This window comes from Agromyces sp. Y182, assembly GCF_059445385.1.
The window spans coordinates 149,779-165,783 of record NZ_JCAIUF010000001.1 but is presented as its reverse complement, the minus strand read 5'-3'; the positions used below and the strand labels follow the sequence as shown (position 1 = coordinate 165,783).

14 protein-coding genes are annotated in these 16,005 nt (G+C 70.0%); 9 read left to right on the top strand and 5 right to left on the bottom strand.

Annotation, left to right across the window (positions count from 1 at the left end; translation table 11 throughout):
- Window positions 1-69 precede the first annotated feature (69 nt).
- The 4 genes from AC1C2R_RS00800 (at window position 70) to AC1C2R_RS00785 (ending at window position 2,976) form a co-directional block, all read left to right on the top strand.
- Window positions 70-990, top strand: a complete 921-nt coding sequence (locus AC1C2R_RS00800; protein ID WP_495350636.1) for a glycerophosphodiester phosphodiesterase — start codon at window positions 70-72, stop codon at window positions 988-990.
- 86 nt (window positions 991-1,076) lie between these two features.
- Window positions 1,077-2,489 (top strand): MFS transporter, encoded by a 1,413-nt coding sequence (locus AC1C2R_RS00795; RefSeq protein ID WP_495378613.1) that lies wholly within the window; start codon window positions 1,077-1,079, stop codon window positions 2,487-2,489.
- A complete protein-coding gene (locus AC1C2R_RS00790; protein WP_495350634.1) occupies window positions 2,486-2,788 on the top strand; it encodes an HAD family hydrolase in 303 nt (100 codons plus the stop codon). The genes AC1C2R_RS00795 and AC1C2R_RS00790 overlap by 4 nt, the downstream gene beginning before the upstream one ends.
- The gene (locus tag AC1C2R_RS00785; protein WP_495378612.1) at window positions 2,764-2,976 is read left to right on the top strand and encodes a hypothetical protein; all 213 of its coding nucleotides are present in this window, start codon (window positions 2,764-2,766) and stop codon (window positions 2,974-2,976) included. The genes AC1C2R_RS00790 and AC1C2R_RS00785 overlap by 25 nt, the downstream gene beginning before the upstream one ends.
- Before the next feature lie 10 nt (window positions 2,977-2,986).
- Here the strand turns inward: AC1C2R_RS00785 and AC1C2R_RS00780 are convergent, their stop codons facing one another.
- From AC1C2R_RS00780 to AC1C2R_RS00770, 3 genes are read right to left on the bottom strand one after another with little or no spacing between them, the layout of a single operon-like run.
- Window positions 2,987-5,794 carry an AfsR/SARP family transcriptional regulator gene (locus AC1C2R_RS00780; RefSeq protein WP_495378611.1) on the bottom strand — a complete coding sequence of 936 codons (2,808 nt, stop codon included), beginning with the start codon at window positions 5,792-5,794 and terminating at the stop codon, window positions 2,987-2,989.
- A 58-nt stretch (window positions 5,795-5,852) separates the two neighbouring features.
- On the bottom strand, window positions 5,853-6,401 hold the full coding sequence (locus AC1C2R_RS00775) for an O-acetyl-ADP-ribose deacetylase (protein WP_495378610.1): 549 nt from the start codon (window positions 6,399-6,401) through the stop codon (window positions 5,853-5,855).
- 8 nt (window positions 6,402-6,409) lie between these two features.
- Window positions 6,410-6,688 (bottom strand): metal-sensitive transcriptional regulator, encoded by a 279-nt coding sequence (locus AC1C2R_RS00770; protein ID WP_056658220.1) that lies wholly within the window; start codon window positions 6,686-6,688, stop codon window positions 6,410-6,412.
- 75 nt (window positions 6,689-6,763) lie between these two features.
- On the opposite strand from AC1C2R_RS00770, the gene AC1C2R_RS00765 reads away from it, so the two are divergent.
- From AC1C2R_RS00765 to AC1C2R_RS00755, 3 genes are all read left to right on the top strand, one after another.
- The gene (locus tag AC1C2R_RS00765) at window positions 6,764-9,025 is read left to right on the top strand and encodes a heavy metal translocating P-type ATPase (protein WP_495378609.1); all 2,262 of its coding nucleotides are present in this window, start codon (window positions 6,764-6,766) and stop codon (window positions 9,023-9,025) included.
- 38 nt (window positions 9,026-9,063) lie between these two features.
- Window positions 9,064-11,001 carry a DUF2207 family protein gene (locus AC1C2R_RS00760; protein ID WP_495378608.1) on the top strand — a complete coding sequence of 646 codons (1,938 nt, stop codon included), beginning with the start codon at window positions 9,064-9,066 and terminating at the stop codon, window positions 10,999-11,001.
- 239 nt (window positions 11,002-11,240) lie between these two features.
- Window positions 11,241-13,364, top strand: a complete 2,124-nt coding sequence (locus AC1C2R_RS00755) for a DEAD/DEAH box helicase (protein ID WP_495350627.1) — start codon at window positions 11,241-11,243, stop codon at window positions 13,362-13,364.
- A gap of 20 nt (window positions 13,365-13,384) precedes the next feature.
- Here the strand turns inward: AC1C2R_RS00755 and AC1C2R_RS00750 are convergent, their stop codons facing one another.
- On the bottom strand, window positions 13,385-13,861 hold the full coding sequence (locus AC1C2R_RS00750; protein WP_495350626.1) for an SRPBCC family protein: 477 nt from the start codon (window positions 13,859-13,861) through the stop codon (window positions 13,385-13,387).
- Window positions 13,858-14,202, bottom strand: coding sequence for an ArsR/SmtB family transcription factor (locus tag AC1C2R_RS00745; RefSeq protein WP_495350625.1), 345 nt, complete (start codon window positions 14,200-14,202; stop codon window positions 13,858-13,860). The genes AC1C2R_RS00750 and AC1C2R_RS00745 overlap by 4 nt, the downstream gene beginning before the upstream one ends.
- Window positions 14,203-14,368: 166 nt before the next feature.
- Here AC1C2R_RS00745 and AC1C2R_RS00740 point away from each other — a divergent pair, with 166 nt between their 5' ends.
- Together AC1C2R_RS00740 and AC1C2R_RS00735 are read left to right on the top strand one after the other, a co-directional pair.
- Window positions 14,369-15,400: a 6-phosphofructokinase gene (locus AC1C2R_RS00740; RefSeq protein ID WP_495350624.1), complete on the top strand. Its 1,032-nt coding sequence runs from the start codon at window positions 14,369-14,371 to the stop codon at window positions 15,398-15,400.
- A 23-nt stretch (window positions 15,401-15,423) separates the two neighbouring features.
- Window positions 15,424-15,906, top strand: coding sequence for an 8-oxo-dGTP diphosphatase (locus tag AC1C2R_RS00735; protein WP_495350623.1), 483 nt, complete (start codon window positions 15,424-15,426; stop codon window positions 15,904-15,906).
- Window positions 15,907-16,005: the final 99 nt, after the last annotated feature.

Genomic DNA, 16,005 nt, shown 5'->3' with positions numbered 1-16,005 from the left:
TAACGGGCTTGCTAGAGTGACCTGCACCGATCGCGCAACGGCGCGCGAACGGTGGAAAGGCCCGAACCCGTGCACCACGCCCCCTCCCGACCTGCCCCCCGACTCCGCCTTCGCTTCGCCCGCCCCCGTCTCGCCCGCCTGACGCTCTCGAGCCTCGCGGTGGCTGTGCTCGCCGGCGTCCTCCTGTTCACGCAGGTTCCGCCGACCGTCTACGCCATCGACGTGTTCGGCGCCCTCCGCGAACCGGGCCAACCGGCCTTCACCGTCGGCCATCGCGGCGACCGCGCCGCAGCACCCGAGAACACGATGCCCTCACTCGAACTCGCGATGGACGAGCTCGCGTTCGTCGAGACCGACGTGCAACTCACCCGCGACGGCGTACCCGTGTTGTTCCACGACACCACGCTCGAACGTGTGACCGGCGACCCGCGCTCCGTCGCAGATCTCGACCTCGACGAGATCGCTCGCCTCGACGCCGGATCCTGGTACGGACCCGATTTTGCCGGCACCCGTATCCCGACGCTCGACACCTTCCTCGCTGCACTCGCCGAGCGCAGCGATGCCAGGGCCCTCGTCGAGCTGAAGGCCGACTGGGGAGCCGATGGTGTTCGCACCGTCACGGGCCTCATCGAGCGACACGGCCTACGGGGCCGCATCGTGCTGCAGAGCTTCAGCCTCGAAACGCTGTTCACCCTGCAGCGCGTCGCACCCACGATCCCGCGCATCATGCTCATCAGAGAACTCCCTGCCGACCCCGTGCCGCTCGCCGAACGACTCGGCGTCATCGGGTTCGGGACGACCGTGGCATCCGTCACCGCAGTGCCCGAGGCGCTCGTCGCCCTGCACGAGGCGGGCGTGGCGGTGCTCTGCTACACACTGAACAGCCATGAGCACTGGCAGGAGGTGAGCGCCCTCGGGGTCGACGGCATCATCACCGACGAACCGAGTGAGCTCGACGACTGGCTCGCGCTCACCGCTCCCGGCACTTGAGCGAGCTCCCGGCACCTGAGTGAAAGTGACTTGAAAGCAGCCTGCACGACGATGGCTCTCGACTATCGAGGGCGATCGGAGCAGGCATGGGCGACACGGGGTATCGACGAGCGGGTAGCGGTGAGGCAACGGCGGTCACGCCGCTGTCGAGGGCGCGCATGGTGGTGGTCTGCCTCGCGTTGCTGCTCGAGGGCATGAGCTCGTCGGGCATCAACGTGCAGATCGCGGCGATGCGCGACGACATCGGCATCGGGCCCAGTGAGCTGTCTCTTGTGGCGAGCGCCTTCTTGATCGCCTACGCCGGACTCCTGCCGATCGCGGGTTCCCTCGCCGACACGCTCGATCGTCGCCGCGTGTTTCTCATCGGCATTGCACTGTTCGGGCTCGGATGCCTCGTCTGCGCGTTCGCGCCCGAGGTCTGGGTGCTCGTGGTCGGCCGGCTCGTACAGGGTGCGGGCGCGGCGCTGAGCGCGCCGGCGGCTCTCGCGCTCATCACCGAGGGACTACCGGGCGGTGCGGCGCGCAACCGGGCGGTCGCGCTCTACGGCGCGATGGGGGCCGTCGGGTTCTCGCTCGGGCTCGTCGTGCCGGGCGTCGTGGTGACCCTCCTCGGCTGGCGAACGAGTTTCCTCGTCTCGATCCCGGTGGTGCTCGCGGTGCTCGCCGCGACCTGGACGATTCGCGCCAGTCGAACCCGTTCGCCTGGGCGGCCCGACGTACTGGGGGCAGTGCTGCTCACAGCCGCCCTCATGATCGGAGTTCATGTCATCGGGGCGATCGGCTCCCTCCCGGTCGGCGTCGCCGCGGTCGAGCTCGTGGTGCTCGGCCTCGTCGTGACCGCTCTCCTGGCGCGTCGGGGTGTGCGCGGGTTCCCGAGCAGTGTCGTGCGCTCTCCGGGCGTGCGTGCTGCGTGCCTCGCGCTCGCCGGGGTGTTCGCCGGGGTGGTCGCGTCGATGTACGTGTTGAGCCTCGGGCTCGTCGAACTCGGGGCGACTGCGCTCATCGTCGCGCTCGTCATCCTGCCGCAACCGCTCGCCTTCAGCCTGCTGGCCGGCACCGGCGCTCGGCTCGTGACCCGTATCGGCGCTTGGCGAACGCTGGCCATCGGCGTCGCGCTGCTCGTGGCGAGCCTCGTGTGGCTCGGCGCCGTGGGTCTTGCGGCGCCGCCGTGGGTGGGCGTGCTGCCCGCGATGCTCGGCGTGGGGTGTTCGCTCGCCCTGGCGTTCCCGGCCGTGTCGGTCGCGGCGGTCGATGCCGCGCCCGCGGAGGCTCGAGCGACGACGGCCGGACTGTTGACGACCGCGCAGAACATCGGCGGCGCGGTCGGAATCGCCCTCGTCACGACGGCGGGCCTCGTGCCCGGTGCCGGGGAGTCCATCGGCATCGAACCCGCGATGTTCGCCTCAGCGGTCTTCGTCGTCGTCGCCGTGGTCGGGGCGACAGGGATCGGCGTCGTGCAACTCCGAAAGGCGCAGGCGCGCGCGGCGGCCCTGCGATGAGTCTCGTCGTCGCCACGGATCTCGACGGCACGATCGCGTTCGGCAATCGGGCCCCTGATCACCTCATCCGCACGATGCTCGCTCGACTCGTGTTCGGCTATGACGCCCGACTCGTGGTGGCGACGGCACGCTCGCCGCGAGTGCTCGGCACCTGGTTCGGTTCGCTCGCCCAGGAGATCAGCGGAGTGTGCTGCAATGGCGCCCTGGTCAACTCGGGTCGGCGCGAGGTGCACCGTGCCGCGCTCGCGCCCGAGGTCGTCCGCGAGGCGATACCGTGCTCGCACTGGGCAACGACCTGAACGACCTCGAACTCCTGCGGTCGGCCGATCGGGCGATCGTCGTCGGTCAGGGCCTACCCGGCATCGAGCGGCTCGAGCACGTGGTCCGGGTTCCGGCCGATACGCGGTGGATCGCCGCGGCACTGATGGCGGAGACGCGCAGCCTCGCACCGTGGATGCCGTGGATGCCGTCGGCGCGATTGGCGTGACATGCGTCGGTCACGGCTCGATGGCGCCGAGTGCCCCGGCCTGCAGGCGCTCGCTGATCGCCCGGGCCTCGTCGAGGAGTCGGGCCGCTTCGGCAGGCGCGCGCGTCTCGCGGAGCGCCGCGAGCGCGCGAAGCGAGGAGGCAAGTTGCGTGAGTGAGCCACTGCGTCGGCTCGTTTCGACGGCTCTCTCGAACATCCGCTCCGCGTCGTCCGGCGCACCATTGGCGAGCAGTGCACGGCCGAGCACTTCGGCCGACCACACCTCCATCTCGGTCTCATCAAGGCTTCGCGCGAGCCTGAGCGCCCGCTGGGCGATCGACACGGCCTCCGGCGGCGAGCCGAGCCCGAGCACCGCGCCGGCGAGCGCCCGAAGCCCGAGGCAGCAGAGGCGTTCGGAGCCGACCTGCTCGGCGATCTGAAGGGCACGGCGGCTCTCGACCTCTGCAGCCTCGTACGCCTGGAGGGCATTGTGAGCGAGCGCGAGGTTGCCGTGGCTCAGACCGACGCGCGTGAGATCGCCTGCATCTTCGTTGATCAACAACGCCTCCTCGAGCAGCTCGACCGCGCGTGCGGGGTCGCCGAGGAGTCGCTCCATCTCAGCGAGGTTGTTCAGTGCGATCGACGTGCCCGTGCGATCGCCGAGTCGTCGACTCAGTTCGAGTGCACGGACGAGGCGCTGGGCGCCGATGCCGTACTCCACACTTTCGACGTCGAGTGAACCGAGCAGTCGCAGGGCCGTGGCCTGAGCCAGCATGTCATCTCGGCGAGTGGCGCGCTCGAGCAGGTCTTCGAAGAGGACACGCGCTTCGCTGAGCCATCCCTGCCTCGCGAGGTACGGCCGGAGCCGGAGGACGATCGCGATCGCCCTGGCATCCGCCTCGGGGCCGGCCGCAGTGACGACGGCGACGATCGCCCCGCGCTCGTCGTTGAGCCACGCCATCGCGGCCTCGGCATCCTCGAACGGCCCGGCACGCGTCGCGAGATCGACCGAGGCGACGGCGGCTTCGTCGGGTTCGGCAGTATCGCTCGATATCGGCAGCGGGCCCCATCGGGCGGTCAGTGCCGTGGCGGCGTCGGCGCATCCCGCCGCGTAGTAGGCGAGTAGGCGAGCGCGAGCACCGAGCTCGTCTTGCGCCCGAGGCTCCGTTTCGGAGAGCTCCCGTGAATACGCTCTCAACAGATCGTGCTGGGTGTGACGACCGTGATCGTCGACCTCGACGAGATGCACGCGCCGGAGGGAGCGCAGATCGGTGCGTGCCTCGCTCGGGTCGCCGCCGACGAGGGCGACCGCCGCGGCTTCGGGCGCACCCTGTTCGGGCAGGAGCCCGAGCAGTCGGAAGACGCGGCGAATTCTCGAGTCGAGTGCCTCGTACGACCACGAGAGCACGGTGCGCACGCCGGATCGAGCGTCGTCGCCGGTGTCGAGCCGGTCAAGGTGGTCGCGGTGGGCGTCGAGATCGGCGACCAGTCGAGCGACGCCCTCGCCGCGAGCAGCGGCGATGCGGGCGGCGATCTGCAAGGCGAGCGGGAGGCAGGCGCACTGCACCGCGAGTCGTTCCGCGTCGCGCTGTGTGACCGGGTCGTGCACGATGGCGCGGATGAGCTCGACCGAGGCGCGAAGGTCGAGCGCGTCGAGTTCCTCGGTGTGCACTCGCGCGTGCACGCCGAGGCCGACGAGCCCCTCACGACTCGTGACCACGACGACCGGGCCGTCGCCGCCCGGCAGCAGGGGCCGCACCTGGTCGACCGATCTCGCGTTGTCGAGCACGATCACCATGCGCCGGTCGTGCACGAGGCTGCGGAAGAGCGCAGCGAGTTCTTCGGCATCGTCTGGGAGGTTCCAGCGATACCCGAGCGCGCGTACGAATCCGGCCAGCACTTCCCCGGCGGAGCGTGGCTGGGTCTCGCTGAAGCCGCGGAGGTCGACGAACAGACTGCCGTCGCCGAAGTGCCGGCGTGCCCTGCGTGCCCATCCGAGTGCGAGCGCCGTCTTCCCGGCGCCGGCCGTGCCCGAGATGACGGCGATCCTGGGCCCGTCGGCGCGGGTCAGGTCATCGAGTCGTTCGAGTTCGGCGTCGCGTCCCACGAGGCTGGCGGCTGCGGGCAGTTGCCGCGGGGCCGGGGTCGGGTCGAGGGCGTCGCCTGATACGAGGCGACGGTGCAGTTCGTCGATCTCCGCGCCGGGGTCGAGGCCGAGTTCTTCGGCGAGCGTGGAGCGGAGTGAGAAGTATGCGTCGACGGCGTCCGCCTGCCGGCCGCTCCGGGCGAGCGCGGTCATCTGCAGGGCGACGAGTTCTTCGTCGAGCGGGTCTGCGGCCACTGCCGCGCCGATCTCGGCGATGAGTCCGGCCGGGTCGTTGTGTTCCAGCTCGGCGTGGAGCACACGGTGCCGCACGGCTCGCTGCGCATCGCGAGCGCGGATCCGCGCAGACTCGAACGGTTCGCCGTCGAACCCGTCGAAGGCGGGTCCACGCACGAGGACGAGGGCGGCGCGGCCGCGGTCGGATGCTGCGAGGCGCTCGAACTCGACCGTGTCGAGCTCGTCGTCGCTTGCGGCGAGCCGGTAGCCATCGGGTTCGCGCACCACCCTGTCGGGGTCGTCGAGCGTCGCGCGCAGGCGGTGCACGAGCAACTGCAGCCGCGCGGCGGTTCCCTCGTCGCCCCAGAGCAGGTCGCTCAGGCGGTCATCGGTCACACGGGCGCCTTCCGCGGCGAGGAGGACCGCCAGCAGCGTGCGCACGCGGCTTCCCCCGGGCGTGACGTCGTGGCCGTCGATGCGCACGACGAGCGGGCCGAGCACCTCGAAGCGCATGGTCATGTGGTTCGCCGTCGACACCGCATCGCCGGAGTCTATCGAACCGACCCCTGTTCGGGGGTCAATCGGGGGTGACGGGCGCGATCCCGAGCTCTGCCGCGGCATCGGCGAAGGCGCGGTGCATGTCAGCGGAGAAGAGCACGAAGCGCATGAGCGCCGGCGACGACGCGGAAGCCGCGGCCCCGAGGGCCACGCGTGCGGCGTCCGCTGCAGGCCAGCCGTAGACACCGGCTGAGACTGCGGGAAGGGCAACGGAGACGGCGCCGAGTTCGGCGGCGAGTGCGAGCGAGTTGCGGTACGAAGCCGCGAGCAGCAGGCGCCGGGCGTCGGCCTCCGCACCGGGGCCGGGCCACACCGGACCGACGGTGTGGATGACCCAGCGCGCCGAGAGCCTGCCGGCGCCGGTCGCCACGGCCTCACCGGTCGGCAGGCCGCCGGGCAGGATCGTCTCGCGAAGGCGTCGACACTCCTCGAGGATCGCCGGTCCGCCTGCGGCGTGGATCGCCCCGTCGACGCCCCCGCCTCCGAGCAAGGAGGAGTTGGCCGCGTTCACGATCGCATCGACCCGCTGCACGGTGATGTCGCCTGTGATGAGTTCGATGCGCGGCATCCGCTGGCCTACCCCCGATTGTTGGAGAGCTCGAAGATGCGCACGAGTTCGGCCACCGCGGCTTCGCGCTGCTCACCGCCGGCCTCGTACATCTCGGTCACGTGGGTGCGCAGGTGGTTCTCGACGAGGAGCTTGTTGAGCGAGCCCAACGACTTCTGCACGGCGAGCGAGAGCGTGATGATGTCGACGCAGTAGTCGTCGTTCTCGATCATCTTCTCGATGCCGCGCAACTGGCCCTCGATGATCTTCGTGCGGTGCAGGGCGCGCTTCTTGATGTCCTCGATCACCTTGACAGGATACCCCGTTTGCAACAGATACCCCCTAGGGGTACGGTAGGGATTCGAATCGACAGGGAGACACGGATGGCGCTGCAGCACGACACCCGCACGATCGACCTCGGCATCGAGGGCATGACATGTGCGAGTTGCGTCGCCCGGGTCGAGAAGCGGCTCGGCCGGCTCGAGGGTGTCGAGGCCGAGGTGAACCTCGCGACCGAGAGGGCGCGCGTGCAGTTTCCGGTGACGACCCCGATCGACGACCTCCTCGAGGCGGTGCGCCAGGCGGGCTACATCGCACACCTACCCGCCGCACCGCCCGCGACCGAGATGTACGAGGCCGAGCCGCACGAGGCCGGCCGGGCAGGGGAGAACCCCGCGGCATCCGACCCGCTGTTCACGCGTCTCGTGATCTCGGCCGTGCTGACCGTGCCGGTCATCGTGCTCGCCATGGTGCCGGCACTGCAGTTCACGTACTGGCAGTGGTTCTCCCTCGTGCTGACCGCGCCCGTCGTGGTGTGGGGCGGCTGGCCGTTCCATCGCGCTGCCGTCGTGAATCTGCGGCACGGCGCCCTCACGATGGACACGCTCGTCTCGCTCGGCACCGTCACCGCCTTCGCCTGGTCGGTCTGGGCGCTCTTCTTCGGCCACGCCGGCATGCCGGGCATGACCCACGAATGGACGTTCGGGGTGCGAGGCACGCCGGGCGGCGACATCTACCTCGAGGTCGCGGCCGGCGTCATCACGATCCTGCTGCTCGGGCGGGTGCTCGAAGCGCGCTCGAAGCGCCGCGCAGGCCAGTCGCTGCGCACCCTCCTCGAGCTCGCCCCGCGTGAAGTTTCGGTGCTCCGGCAGAGCGGCTCCGCCGAGCACGAAGATCGGATCCCGATCGTCGCACTTCGCCCCGGAGACCGTTTCGTCGTGCGCCCAGGGGAGCGGATCGCTGCCGACGGCGCCGTCGTGCGCGGTGAAGCCGGAGTCGACGAGAGCATGCTGACCGGCGAGCCCGCCCCCGTCGACGTGCAGCCGGGGAGCGCCGTGACGGCAGCGACCATCGTGCACGGCGGCAGCCTCGTCGTCGAGGCGGTACGTGTCGGCGCCGACACGCGGCTCGCGCAGATCGCGCGGCTCGTCGAAGACGCCCAACTCGGCAAGTCCCGCGCGCAGCGGCTCGCCGATCGCATCTCGGGGGTGTTCGTGCCGATCGTCATCGCGATCGGCGTGGGGACGGCGATCGTGTGGGTCGTCACCGGCAGTCCCGTCGAGCAGGCCATCACCGCGGCCGTCGCCGTGCTCGTCATCGCCTGCCCGTGCGCCCTCGGCCTCGCCACCCCCGTCGCGATCCTCGTCGGCACCGGTCGGGGCGCCGAGCGCGGCATCCTCATCACCGGCCCCGAAGCGCTCGACCGCGCAGGCGACGTCGACACGATCCTGCTCGACAAGACCGGCACCCTGACCACCGGGCGCATGAGCCTCACCCGGGTCACCGGCGCAGGCGGCGTCGACTCGACGGCAGCGCTCAGGGTCGCGGCTGCACTCGAGCGGCGCTCGGAGCATCCGATCGCGCAAGCCGTCGTCAGCGGGGCGGATGCCTCGGGCTCCGCTCATCGGGCAGTCGCGGTCGCCGGGTTCCGTGCGCACGCCGGACTCGGGGTCACGGGCATCGTCGACGGCTCGGAGGCGGCTGCCGGTCGCCCGGCATTCCTCGTCGAGCTTGGTTTCCGCATGCCGGCCGAACTCGAAGCACGCGCGGCCGACTCCGACGACACGCTCGTCGCCGTGGGCTGGGCGGGTGAGGTGCGGGCACTCCTCGAGGTCGGCGACCGCGTGCGCGACGGCGCCCGCGAGGCGATCGATCGGCTCCGCGCACAAGGCCTGCGTCCGGTGCTCGTCACCGGCGATGCCGAGCGGCCTGCGGCGCGCGTTGCGGAAGTGCTCGGCATCGAGGAGGTGCACGCCGGGGTGAGCCCGGAGGGAAAGCTCGAGATCGTGCGGAGCGCCCAGGCTGCGGGGAGCCGGGTCGCGATGGTCGGCGACGGCGTCAACGACGCCGCCGCGCTCGCCGCCGCCGATCTCGGCATCGCGATGGGCGGGGGCACGGATGCCGCGGCGTCGGCGAGCGACCTGGCGCTCACGCGAGACGAGCCGGGCGCGATCGCCGACGCTATCTCACTCGCGCGGGCGACCCTGCGCACGATCCGGGGCAACCTGTTCTGGGCGTTCGCGTACAACGTCGCCGCGATCCCGCTCGCTGCTGCCGGCTTTCTGAACCCGATGATCGCGGGGGCCGCCATGGCGTTCTCGAGCGTGTTCGTCGTGCTCAACAGCCTGCGGCTCCGGCGGGCGTAAGCGGTCGGCGGCCGCCGTCGCCGCGCTAGCGTAGGGGCATGGTGCGCCCTCGAATTGCCGGAATCCTCGCCGCCGCGACTGTGGCGGCGGCACTCGCCGTCGGGCCGGCTTCGGGTGCGTGGGCGGTGGCCGCGGGCGATGCCGCCGGTCGCACGGGCGCCCAGGCCGCGGCATCCGTCATCGGGGCGGTCTCGACCGGGGTCGACGACTTCACCTTCGATTCGCTCGACGCCGTCTACGAACTGTCACGCGACGAGGGCGGTCACTCGGTGCTCGACACGGTCGAGACGATCGTCGCCCGCTTCCCCGAGATCGACCAGAACCGCGGCATCCGGCGTGCGATTCCGAGCTCCTACCGCGGGCACCCGACCGACATCGAACAGATCACTGTGACGGATGCCACGGGCGTGCCTCGCTCGTTCGAGGCCGAGGAGGACGAGGACGGCGAGTTCCTCCTCATCACGATCCGCGCCGACGACTACGTGCACGGCGAGCAGACGTACGTGATCGGCTACCGGCAGCACAACGTGACCCTGCAGCCCGACGATGCGGCCATCGACGAGTTCTACTGGGACGTGAACGGCACGGGATGGGCGCAGCCCTTCGGTCGGGTGAGCGCCGAACTGCACCTGAGTGACGGTGTCGGCGCCGCGTTCACGGGCGACGTCGCGTGCTATCAGGGCGCAGACGGGTCGAGCACACCGTGCGACTCGATCGAGGTGGAGGAGTCGCAGCCGCCGGTGCTCACCGCCGAAGCGCTCGATCTCGGGCCCTATGAGAACCTCACCCTTGCCGCGGCCTTCGATGAGGGCACCTTCATGCCGCGCGATGAGTCGTTCGGCTCCTCGCCTGCCGCGATCACGGGGGCGATCGCAGCAGTGTTCGCCGCGCTCGCCGCTGCTGGTGCCATGTTGGTGCGCGGCACGCGTTGGCGCAATCACCCGGGCCGGGGCACGATCATCGCCGAATACGAGCCGCCCGCGGGCGTCTCGGCCATGGTCGCGGCCGATATCGTGGGGCGGCCCGACAAGGGGGTGACGGCGACGATCCTCGATCGTGCCGTCGCGGGCGAGCTGCGCATCGTCGAGTCGGGTGCGAAGAAGTACGCGATCGAGTATCGCGGTGAAGCGAGCGGCGAGCCAGACGACGCCGACGCGGCAGCGGTCGTGGGGGCGCTGTTCGCCACACCTCATGCCGGCGAGCGCCGGGAACTCACTCGCGACACGGCACTCGGCAGGCGACTCCTCGCGCTCCGCCAGCGCGTCGCGAAGCGAGTGGTGACCGACGGTCTGCGCCGGCGACCCGCCCTCGGGCCGCGGCTGCTCTTCGCTGCTGTCGCCGTCGTCGGCGCCGTGCTCGCCGTGGTCTTCGGCGTCATCGCGCTCGACGCTCAGATGGGCGGCTTCTGGCCGGCGGCGTGCTTCATCGTCGCGATCGCGGCGGCCATCGTCACGTTGGTGACGGTCATCGGCGTGCGGCCGCTCACCGAACGTGGGCGCGCCATCAGGGACCATCTCGAGGGTCTGCGCCTCTACATCCGCCTTGCTGAAGCCGACCGGTTGCGCGTGCTGCAGAGTCCGAGCGGTGCGTTGCGAGTGCAACGGCCCGCCGCGTCATCCGCTCCAGGGTCTCCGGCGACGGATGCCACGGGCGCGACGGCCGCGATTGTCGACCTCGACCCGTTTACGGTGCTGAAACTCAATGAGCGCCTGCTGCCGTATGCCGTGCTGTTCGGCCTCGAGCGCGAGTGGAGCCGTGAGCTCGCCGCACTCTACGAGCAGGCGGGTACCGCGCCCGGCTGGTACGGCGGGCGCGACGGCTTCAACGCGGGCCTGCTCGCTGCGGGAGTGGCGTCGTTCTCGACGGCGTCGAGCGCCTCGTGGTCGGGCTCGAGCTCGAGTTCGTCGTCGAGCGGCTCCGGCGGCGGTGGATCCTCCGGCGGTGGCGGGGGAGGCGGCGGGGGAGGCGGCGTCTGACCTCCTTGGCGGGGCGTTGCACCGTCGCGGGCCGCTGTGGCGCTAGAATGAAGCTTGCGCACGGCGAATCCGCTCTTCGTCCGACCGCGTGAGCTGGGTCTTGATGAACCTGAGTTCGCGCGATGCTCGGTTCGGGATTCGCGCACCGCGAGCCACCGACCTGCTCGGTGCGACCAAGCGGTTCGATCATCGGATTTGTCGAGGGGCGTGCCGGATACGGCCCAGATACTGGAGGACCATTGGCCCAGACGAGGCAGCGACAGCGTACGCGTTCGCGCGACGATGACGCACCGATCATCCCGATCCTTGCGCGCAAGGTGCGCGAGGTCGAGCAGAAGGCCCAGAAGGGCAAACTCGGCCCGACCAACCGCACGAAATTCCAGGTGATCGCGCTCCTCATGCGCGAAGAGCGTGCCAGAGTCAAGGCCGACACCGAGGTGACCGATTCCGCGCGCGCCGAGCTGCTCAAACGGCTCGACGGCATCGCCCAGATCCTCGCGAAGACCGCGGCGCGCGACACGAGCCTCATCGCCTTGCTCGAACCCGATGCCTCGATCTCGACGGTCGCGCAGCGGTTCCGCCGCGACTGGCTGCTCGAATCGGGCGCTGAACTCTCGCCCGACGAGCTCATCATCACCCGTGAGCCCGAAGCCAGACCCGAGCTCAGCGAGAACCAGGTGATCCCGGCGTCCGTGCGGTCTCGTCAACTCGCGAACCCGTTCCTTCCGCCCGACTTCGCCAAGTCCGCCGCCGCGGCGGTGCCGGTGCGGCGGCTCGCGAACTGGGAACTGCTGGGGCCGTTGTTCAAGTCGTTCGAGGTGGGCTCCGGCGGCCAGGCCGCCACGATGGAACTGCCCGAGGCGCCGAAGGTCGACCGGCTCTCGCCGCGCGGCCTCGAGCTCATGAAGCACCAGGCGCGCTTCATCGAGAGCGCCCGCCAGGGGCACCGCACGTTCCTGCTCGCCGATGAGCCGGGCCTCGGCAAGACGGCGCAATCGGTGCTCGCGGCATCCGTCGCCGGTGCCTACCCGTTGCTCGCGATCGTGCCGAACGTCGTGAAGATGAACTGGGCTCGCGAGGTCGAGCGGTGGACGCCGCACCGCCGCGCGACGGTCATCCACGGCGACGGCGATACGCTCGACGCCTTCGCCGACGTCGTCGTCGTCAACTACGACGTGCTCGACCGGCACATGGCGTGGCTCTCGACGCTCGGGTTCAAGGGCATGGTCGTCGACGAGGCGCACTTCATCAAGAACCTGCAATCGCAGCGATCGAAGAACGTGCTCGCACTCGCCGAGCGCATCCGCCGCGCCGCGCCGGGCGGCGACCCGCTGCTGCTCGCCCTCACGGGCACGCCGCTCATCAACGACGTCGACGACTTCCGTGCCATCTGGAAGTTCCTCGGCTGGATCGAGGGCGACAAACCCTCGCCCGAGCTGCTCGGCAAGTTGGAGGAGACCGGGCTGACCCCGGCCGACCCCGGGTTCTACAGCGCTGCCCGCCGCGCCGTGATCGACCTCGGCATCGTGCGCCGCCGCAAGGTCGACGTCGCCGCCGACCTGCCTGCCAAACGCATCGCCGACCTGCCCGTCGAACTCGACGACGAACTCGGTCGCTCGGTGCGCGCGGCCGAGCGTGAGCTCGGCAACCGGCTCGCGGGTCGCTTCCGCGCCCTCGTCGAAGCACGGCACTTGCGCGTCGGCGACCTCGACGAGGAGCAGCGCGACCAGTTCATCCGCGCGGTCGCGAGCGCCGAGCTCGAAGAGTCGAAGTCGACCAAATCGGGCGAGAACGTCTTCACCATGGTGCGGCGCATCGGCCAGGCGAAGGCGGGCCTCGCGGCCGACTACGCCGCCCAGCTCGCGCGCTCGGTCGGCAAGGTCGTCTTCTTCGCGAAGCACATCGATGTGATGGACCAGGCCGAGGCGGCCTTCGCCGCCCGAGAACTCCGCACGGTGTCCCTCCGCGGCGATCAGACGGCCCTGCAACGCCAAGCCGCGATCGATGCGTTCAACAACGACCCGGAGATCGCCGTCGCCGTCTGCTCGCTCACTGCCGCAGGCGTCGGTGTGAACCTGCAGGCCGCGTCGAACGTCGTGCTCGCCGAGCTCAGCTGGACGGCAGCCGAACAGACCCAGGCGATCGACCGCGTGCACCGCATCGGCCAAGACGAGCCCGTCACCGCCTGGCGCATCATCGCGGCGCACACGATCGATGCCCGCATCGCCGAGCTCATCGACTCCAAGCAGGGGCTCGCCGCCCGTGCGCTCGACGGCAGCGACGTCGAGCCCGGCTCAGCCGACTCGGTGCAGCTGGACGCCCTGCAGCACCTGCTGCGGCAGGCGCTCGACGGCGCGTTGTAGCACCGGACGGCCTCCTCGGGTCAGGCGCGCGACTCGACGAGTTCGGCGAGCTGTCGGGTGACGGTGCCCCAGCCGTCGTGGAATCCGAGCTGTTCGTGCTGGTCGCGGTCGGCGATGTTGCGGTGCATCGCGGTGGCGGTGTACTCGGTGCCGTCCGGGTGATCTTTGACGTTGATGACGGCGGTCACGAATGACGCCTCCGCGGGGCGCCAGCCGGCAACGAGCGCGTCGGTGTAGACGATGCGCTCGAGTTCGTCGACGGCGAGGAAGCAGCCGGTGATGTGCGGGCCGAATGCGATGCCGTCTTGGCTGAGCTCGGTTCGGAAGGCCCCGCCGGGTCGCAAGTCCATCTGCCGTACGCGACAGACCTCTGGCGCGGGAACCCACCACTGCTCGAAACTCGCGGGGTCGGTCCAGGCGTTCCAGACGGCGGAGCGCGGGGCGCGGATGATTCGGGTGACGGTCAGGTCGAGTTCGGGGCGAGCGGAGTCGGTCATTCGGCGGTTTCCTTGTCGTGAGTGGTGGTGACGAAGTGCTCGAGCCGGTCGGTGCGGCCTTCCCAGAGGCTTCGCTGTTCGCTCAGCCAGGTCTCGATCACATCGAACGAGGTCCTCTCGAGGGCGCAGGTTCGCACACGGCCGGTCTTGCGCGTGCTGACCCAGCCCGTCTTCTCGAGGTAGTGAATGTGCTTCATGAACGACGGCAGGGCCATGTCGAACGGCGCTGCCAGCTCGCCGATGCTCGCCGGTCCCGTGCCGAGACGACCAAGCACAGCGCGCCGGGTCGGGTCGGCAAGGGCCTGGAATGCCCCATCGAGTGCGGATGAATACTGAGCCATGTGGCTAAGTTACATCGAGCGAACACCGAGTGCAACACCCGGGAATCGCTCCCGCTCGGTGCCTCCGGCCCGGCCACGGGAGTCGAGGTTCGCTAGACTTCCGGAGTCGTGCCCCGATGAAGTGGCTCCCGCGACGCTTCCCCCACTGCAAGGAGTCCCACGAGCCATGAAGATCGGCATCCTCACGTCGGGCGGCGATTGCCCCGGCCTCAACTCGGTCATCCGCGGTGCGGTGCTGAAGGGCGTCATCTCGCACGAGGCCGAGTTCGTCGGATTCCGCTGGGGCTGGAAGGGCGTCGTCGAAGCCGACATCATGCCGATCACCCGGCACGACGTGCGCGGTCTCGCGAAGCAGGGCGGCACGATCCTCGGCTCGAGCCGCACCAACCCGTTCGAGGGAGAGGGCGGGGGGCCCGAGAACATCCAGCGGATGCTCGACGAGCACGGCATCGACGCGATCATCGCGATCGGCGGCGAGGGGACGCTCACTGCCGCTCGCCGCCTCCACGACGAGGGCGGCATCAACGTCGTCGGCGTACCGAAGACGATCGACAACGACCTCGCCGCCACCGACTACTCCTTCGGCTTCGACACGGCCGTCGAGATCGCCACCGAGGCGATCGACCGCCTGCGCACGACCGCCGACTCGCACGGCCGCTGCATGGTGCTCGAGGTCATGGGCCGCCACGTCGGCTGGATCGCCCTGCACTCCGGCATGGCCGGCGGCGCCCACGCGATCCTCATTCCCGAGCAGCCGCGGTCGATCGAGCAGATCTGCGAGTGGGTCGAATCGGTGCGCGACCGCGGCCGGGCTCCGCTCGTCGTCGTGGCCGAGGGATTCACACTGCCCGGCATGAACGAGGCGCACTCGCACAAGGGGCTCGACGCGTTCAACCGGCCGCGCCTCGGCGGCATCTCGGAGCAGCTCGCCCCCATGATCGAAGAGCGCACCGGCATCGAGTCCCGGGCGACGGTGCTCGGCCACATCCAGCGCGGCGGAGCCCCTTCAGCGTACGACCGGGTGCTCGCGACCCGGCTCGGCATGGCCGCCGTCGAAGCCGTCTACGACCGCGCATGGGGTTCGATGGTCACGCTTCGCGGCACCGACATCAAGACAGTCTCGATCGCCGATGCGGTCGGCAGCCTCAACCGGGTTCCGCAGTCCCGGTACGACGAGGCGAAGATCCTCTTCGGCTGATCCCTCGAGCTCAGGAACCAGCAATGCCACTGCCCCAGGTCTGCGTCTGCTACCTCTTGCGCGAGCACGAGGGGCGGGTCGAAGTGCTCCTGGGGCGAAAGAAGGTCGGGCTCGGCCAGGGCTACTACGTTGCGCCCGGCGGCAAGCTCGAGCCGGGCGAGTCGGCAACGGATGCCGCGGTGCGCGAGGTGTTCGAAGAATCCGGCCTCGTCGTGGCTGCCGCCGACCTCGAGCCGCGCGGCGCGCTCAGCTACTTCTTCCCGCATCGCGAAGCATGGAGTCAGGTCTCGAATGTCTTCGTGTGCCGCCGATGGGAGGGTGTGCCTGCGGCATCCGACGAACTCGACCCAGAATGGTTCGATGTGCAGCAGATCCCCCTCGAACAGATGTGGGACGACGCCCGCCGATGGCTGCCGGGCGTGCTCGCCGGCGGTCAAGTGCGGCGCAGCTTCGTGTTCGGGGACGACCTCGCGACCGTGGTGGAGGAGCAGAGTCCCGTCGCGTAGTATCGACGAGTGCACGGCGAATGCCGACTCTGCAAGGCACGTCCCCTGAACATCTGGTGAAATCCATCCCGAAGGCGTGGGCATCACCGATCCCAGAGA

Coding starts and splice junctions, on each gene's coding strand:
- AC1C2R_RS00795 (WP_495378613.1), top strand. CDS start 1,077: ATGGGCGACACGGGGTATCGACGAGCGGGTAGCGGTGAGGCAACGGCG.
- AC1C2R_RS00790 (WP_495350634.1), top strand. CDS start 2,486: ATGAGTCTCGTCGTCGCCACGGATCTCGACGGCACGATCGCGTTCGGC.
- AC1C2R_RS00780 (WP_495378611.1), bottom strand. CDS start 5,794: ATGACCATGCGCTTCGAGGTGCTCGGCCCGCTCGTCGTGCGCATCGAC.
- AC1C2R_RS00775 (WP_495378610.1), bottom strand. CDS start 6,401: ATGCCGCGCATCGAACTCATCACAGGCGACATCACCGTGCAGCGGGTC.
- AC1C2R_RS00765 (WP_495378609.1), top strand. CDS start 6,764: ATGGCGCTGCAGCACGACACCCGCACGATCGACCTCGGCATCGAGGGC.
- AC1C2R_RS00760 (WP_495378608.1), top strand. CDS start 9,064: ATGGTGCGCCCTCGAATTGCCGGAATCCTCGCCGCCGCGACTGTGGCG.
- AC1C2R_RS00750 (WP_495350626.1), bottom strand. CDS start 13,861: ATGACCGACTCCGCTCGCCCCGAACTCGACCTGACCGTCACCCGAATC.
- AC1C2R_RS00745 (WP_495350625.1), bottom strand. CDS start 14,202: ATGGCTCAGTATTCATCCGCACTCGATGGGGCATTCCAGGCCCTTGCC.
- AC1C2R_RS00740 (WP_495350624.1), top strand. CDS start 14,369: ATGAAGATCGGCATCCTCACGTCGGGCGGCGATTGCCCCGGCCTCAAC.
- AC1C2R_RS00735 (WP_495350623.1), top strand. CDS start 15,424: ATGCCACTGCCCCAGGTCTGCGTCTGCTACCTCTTGCGCGAGCACGAG.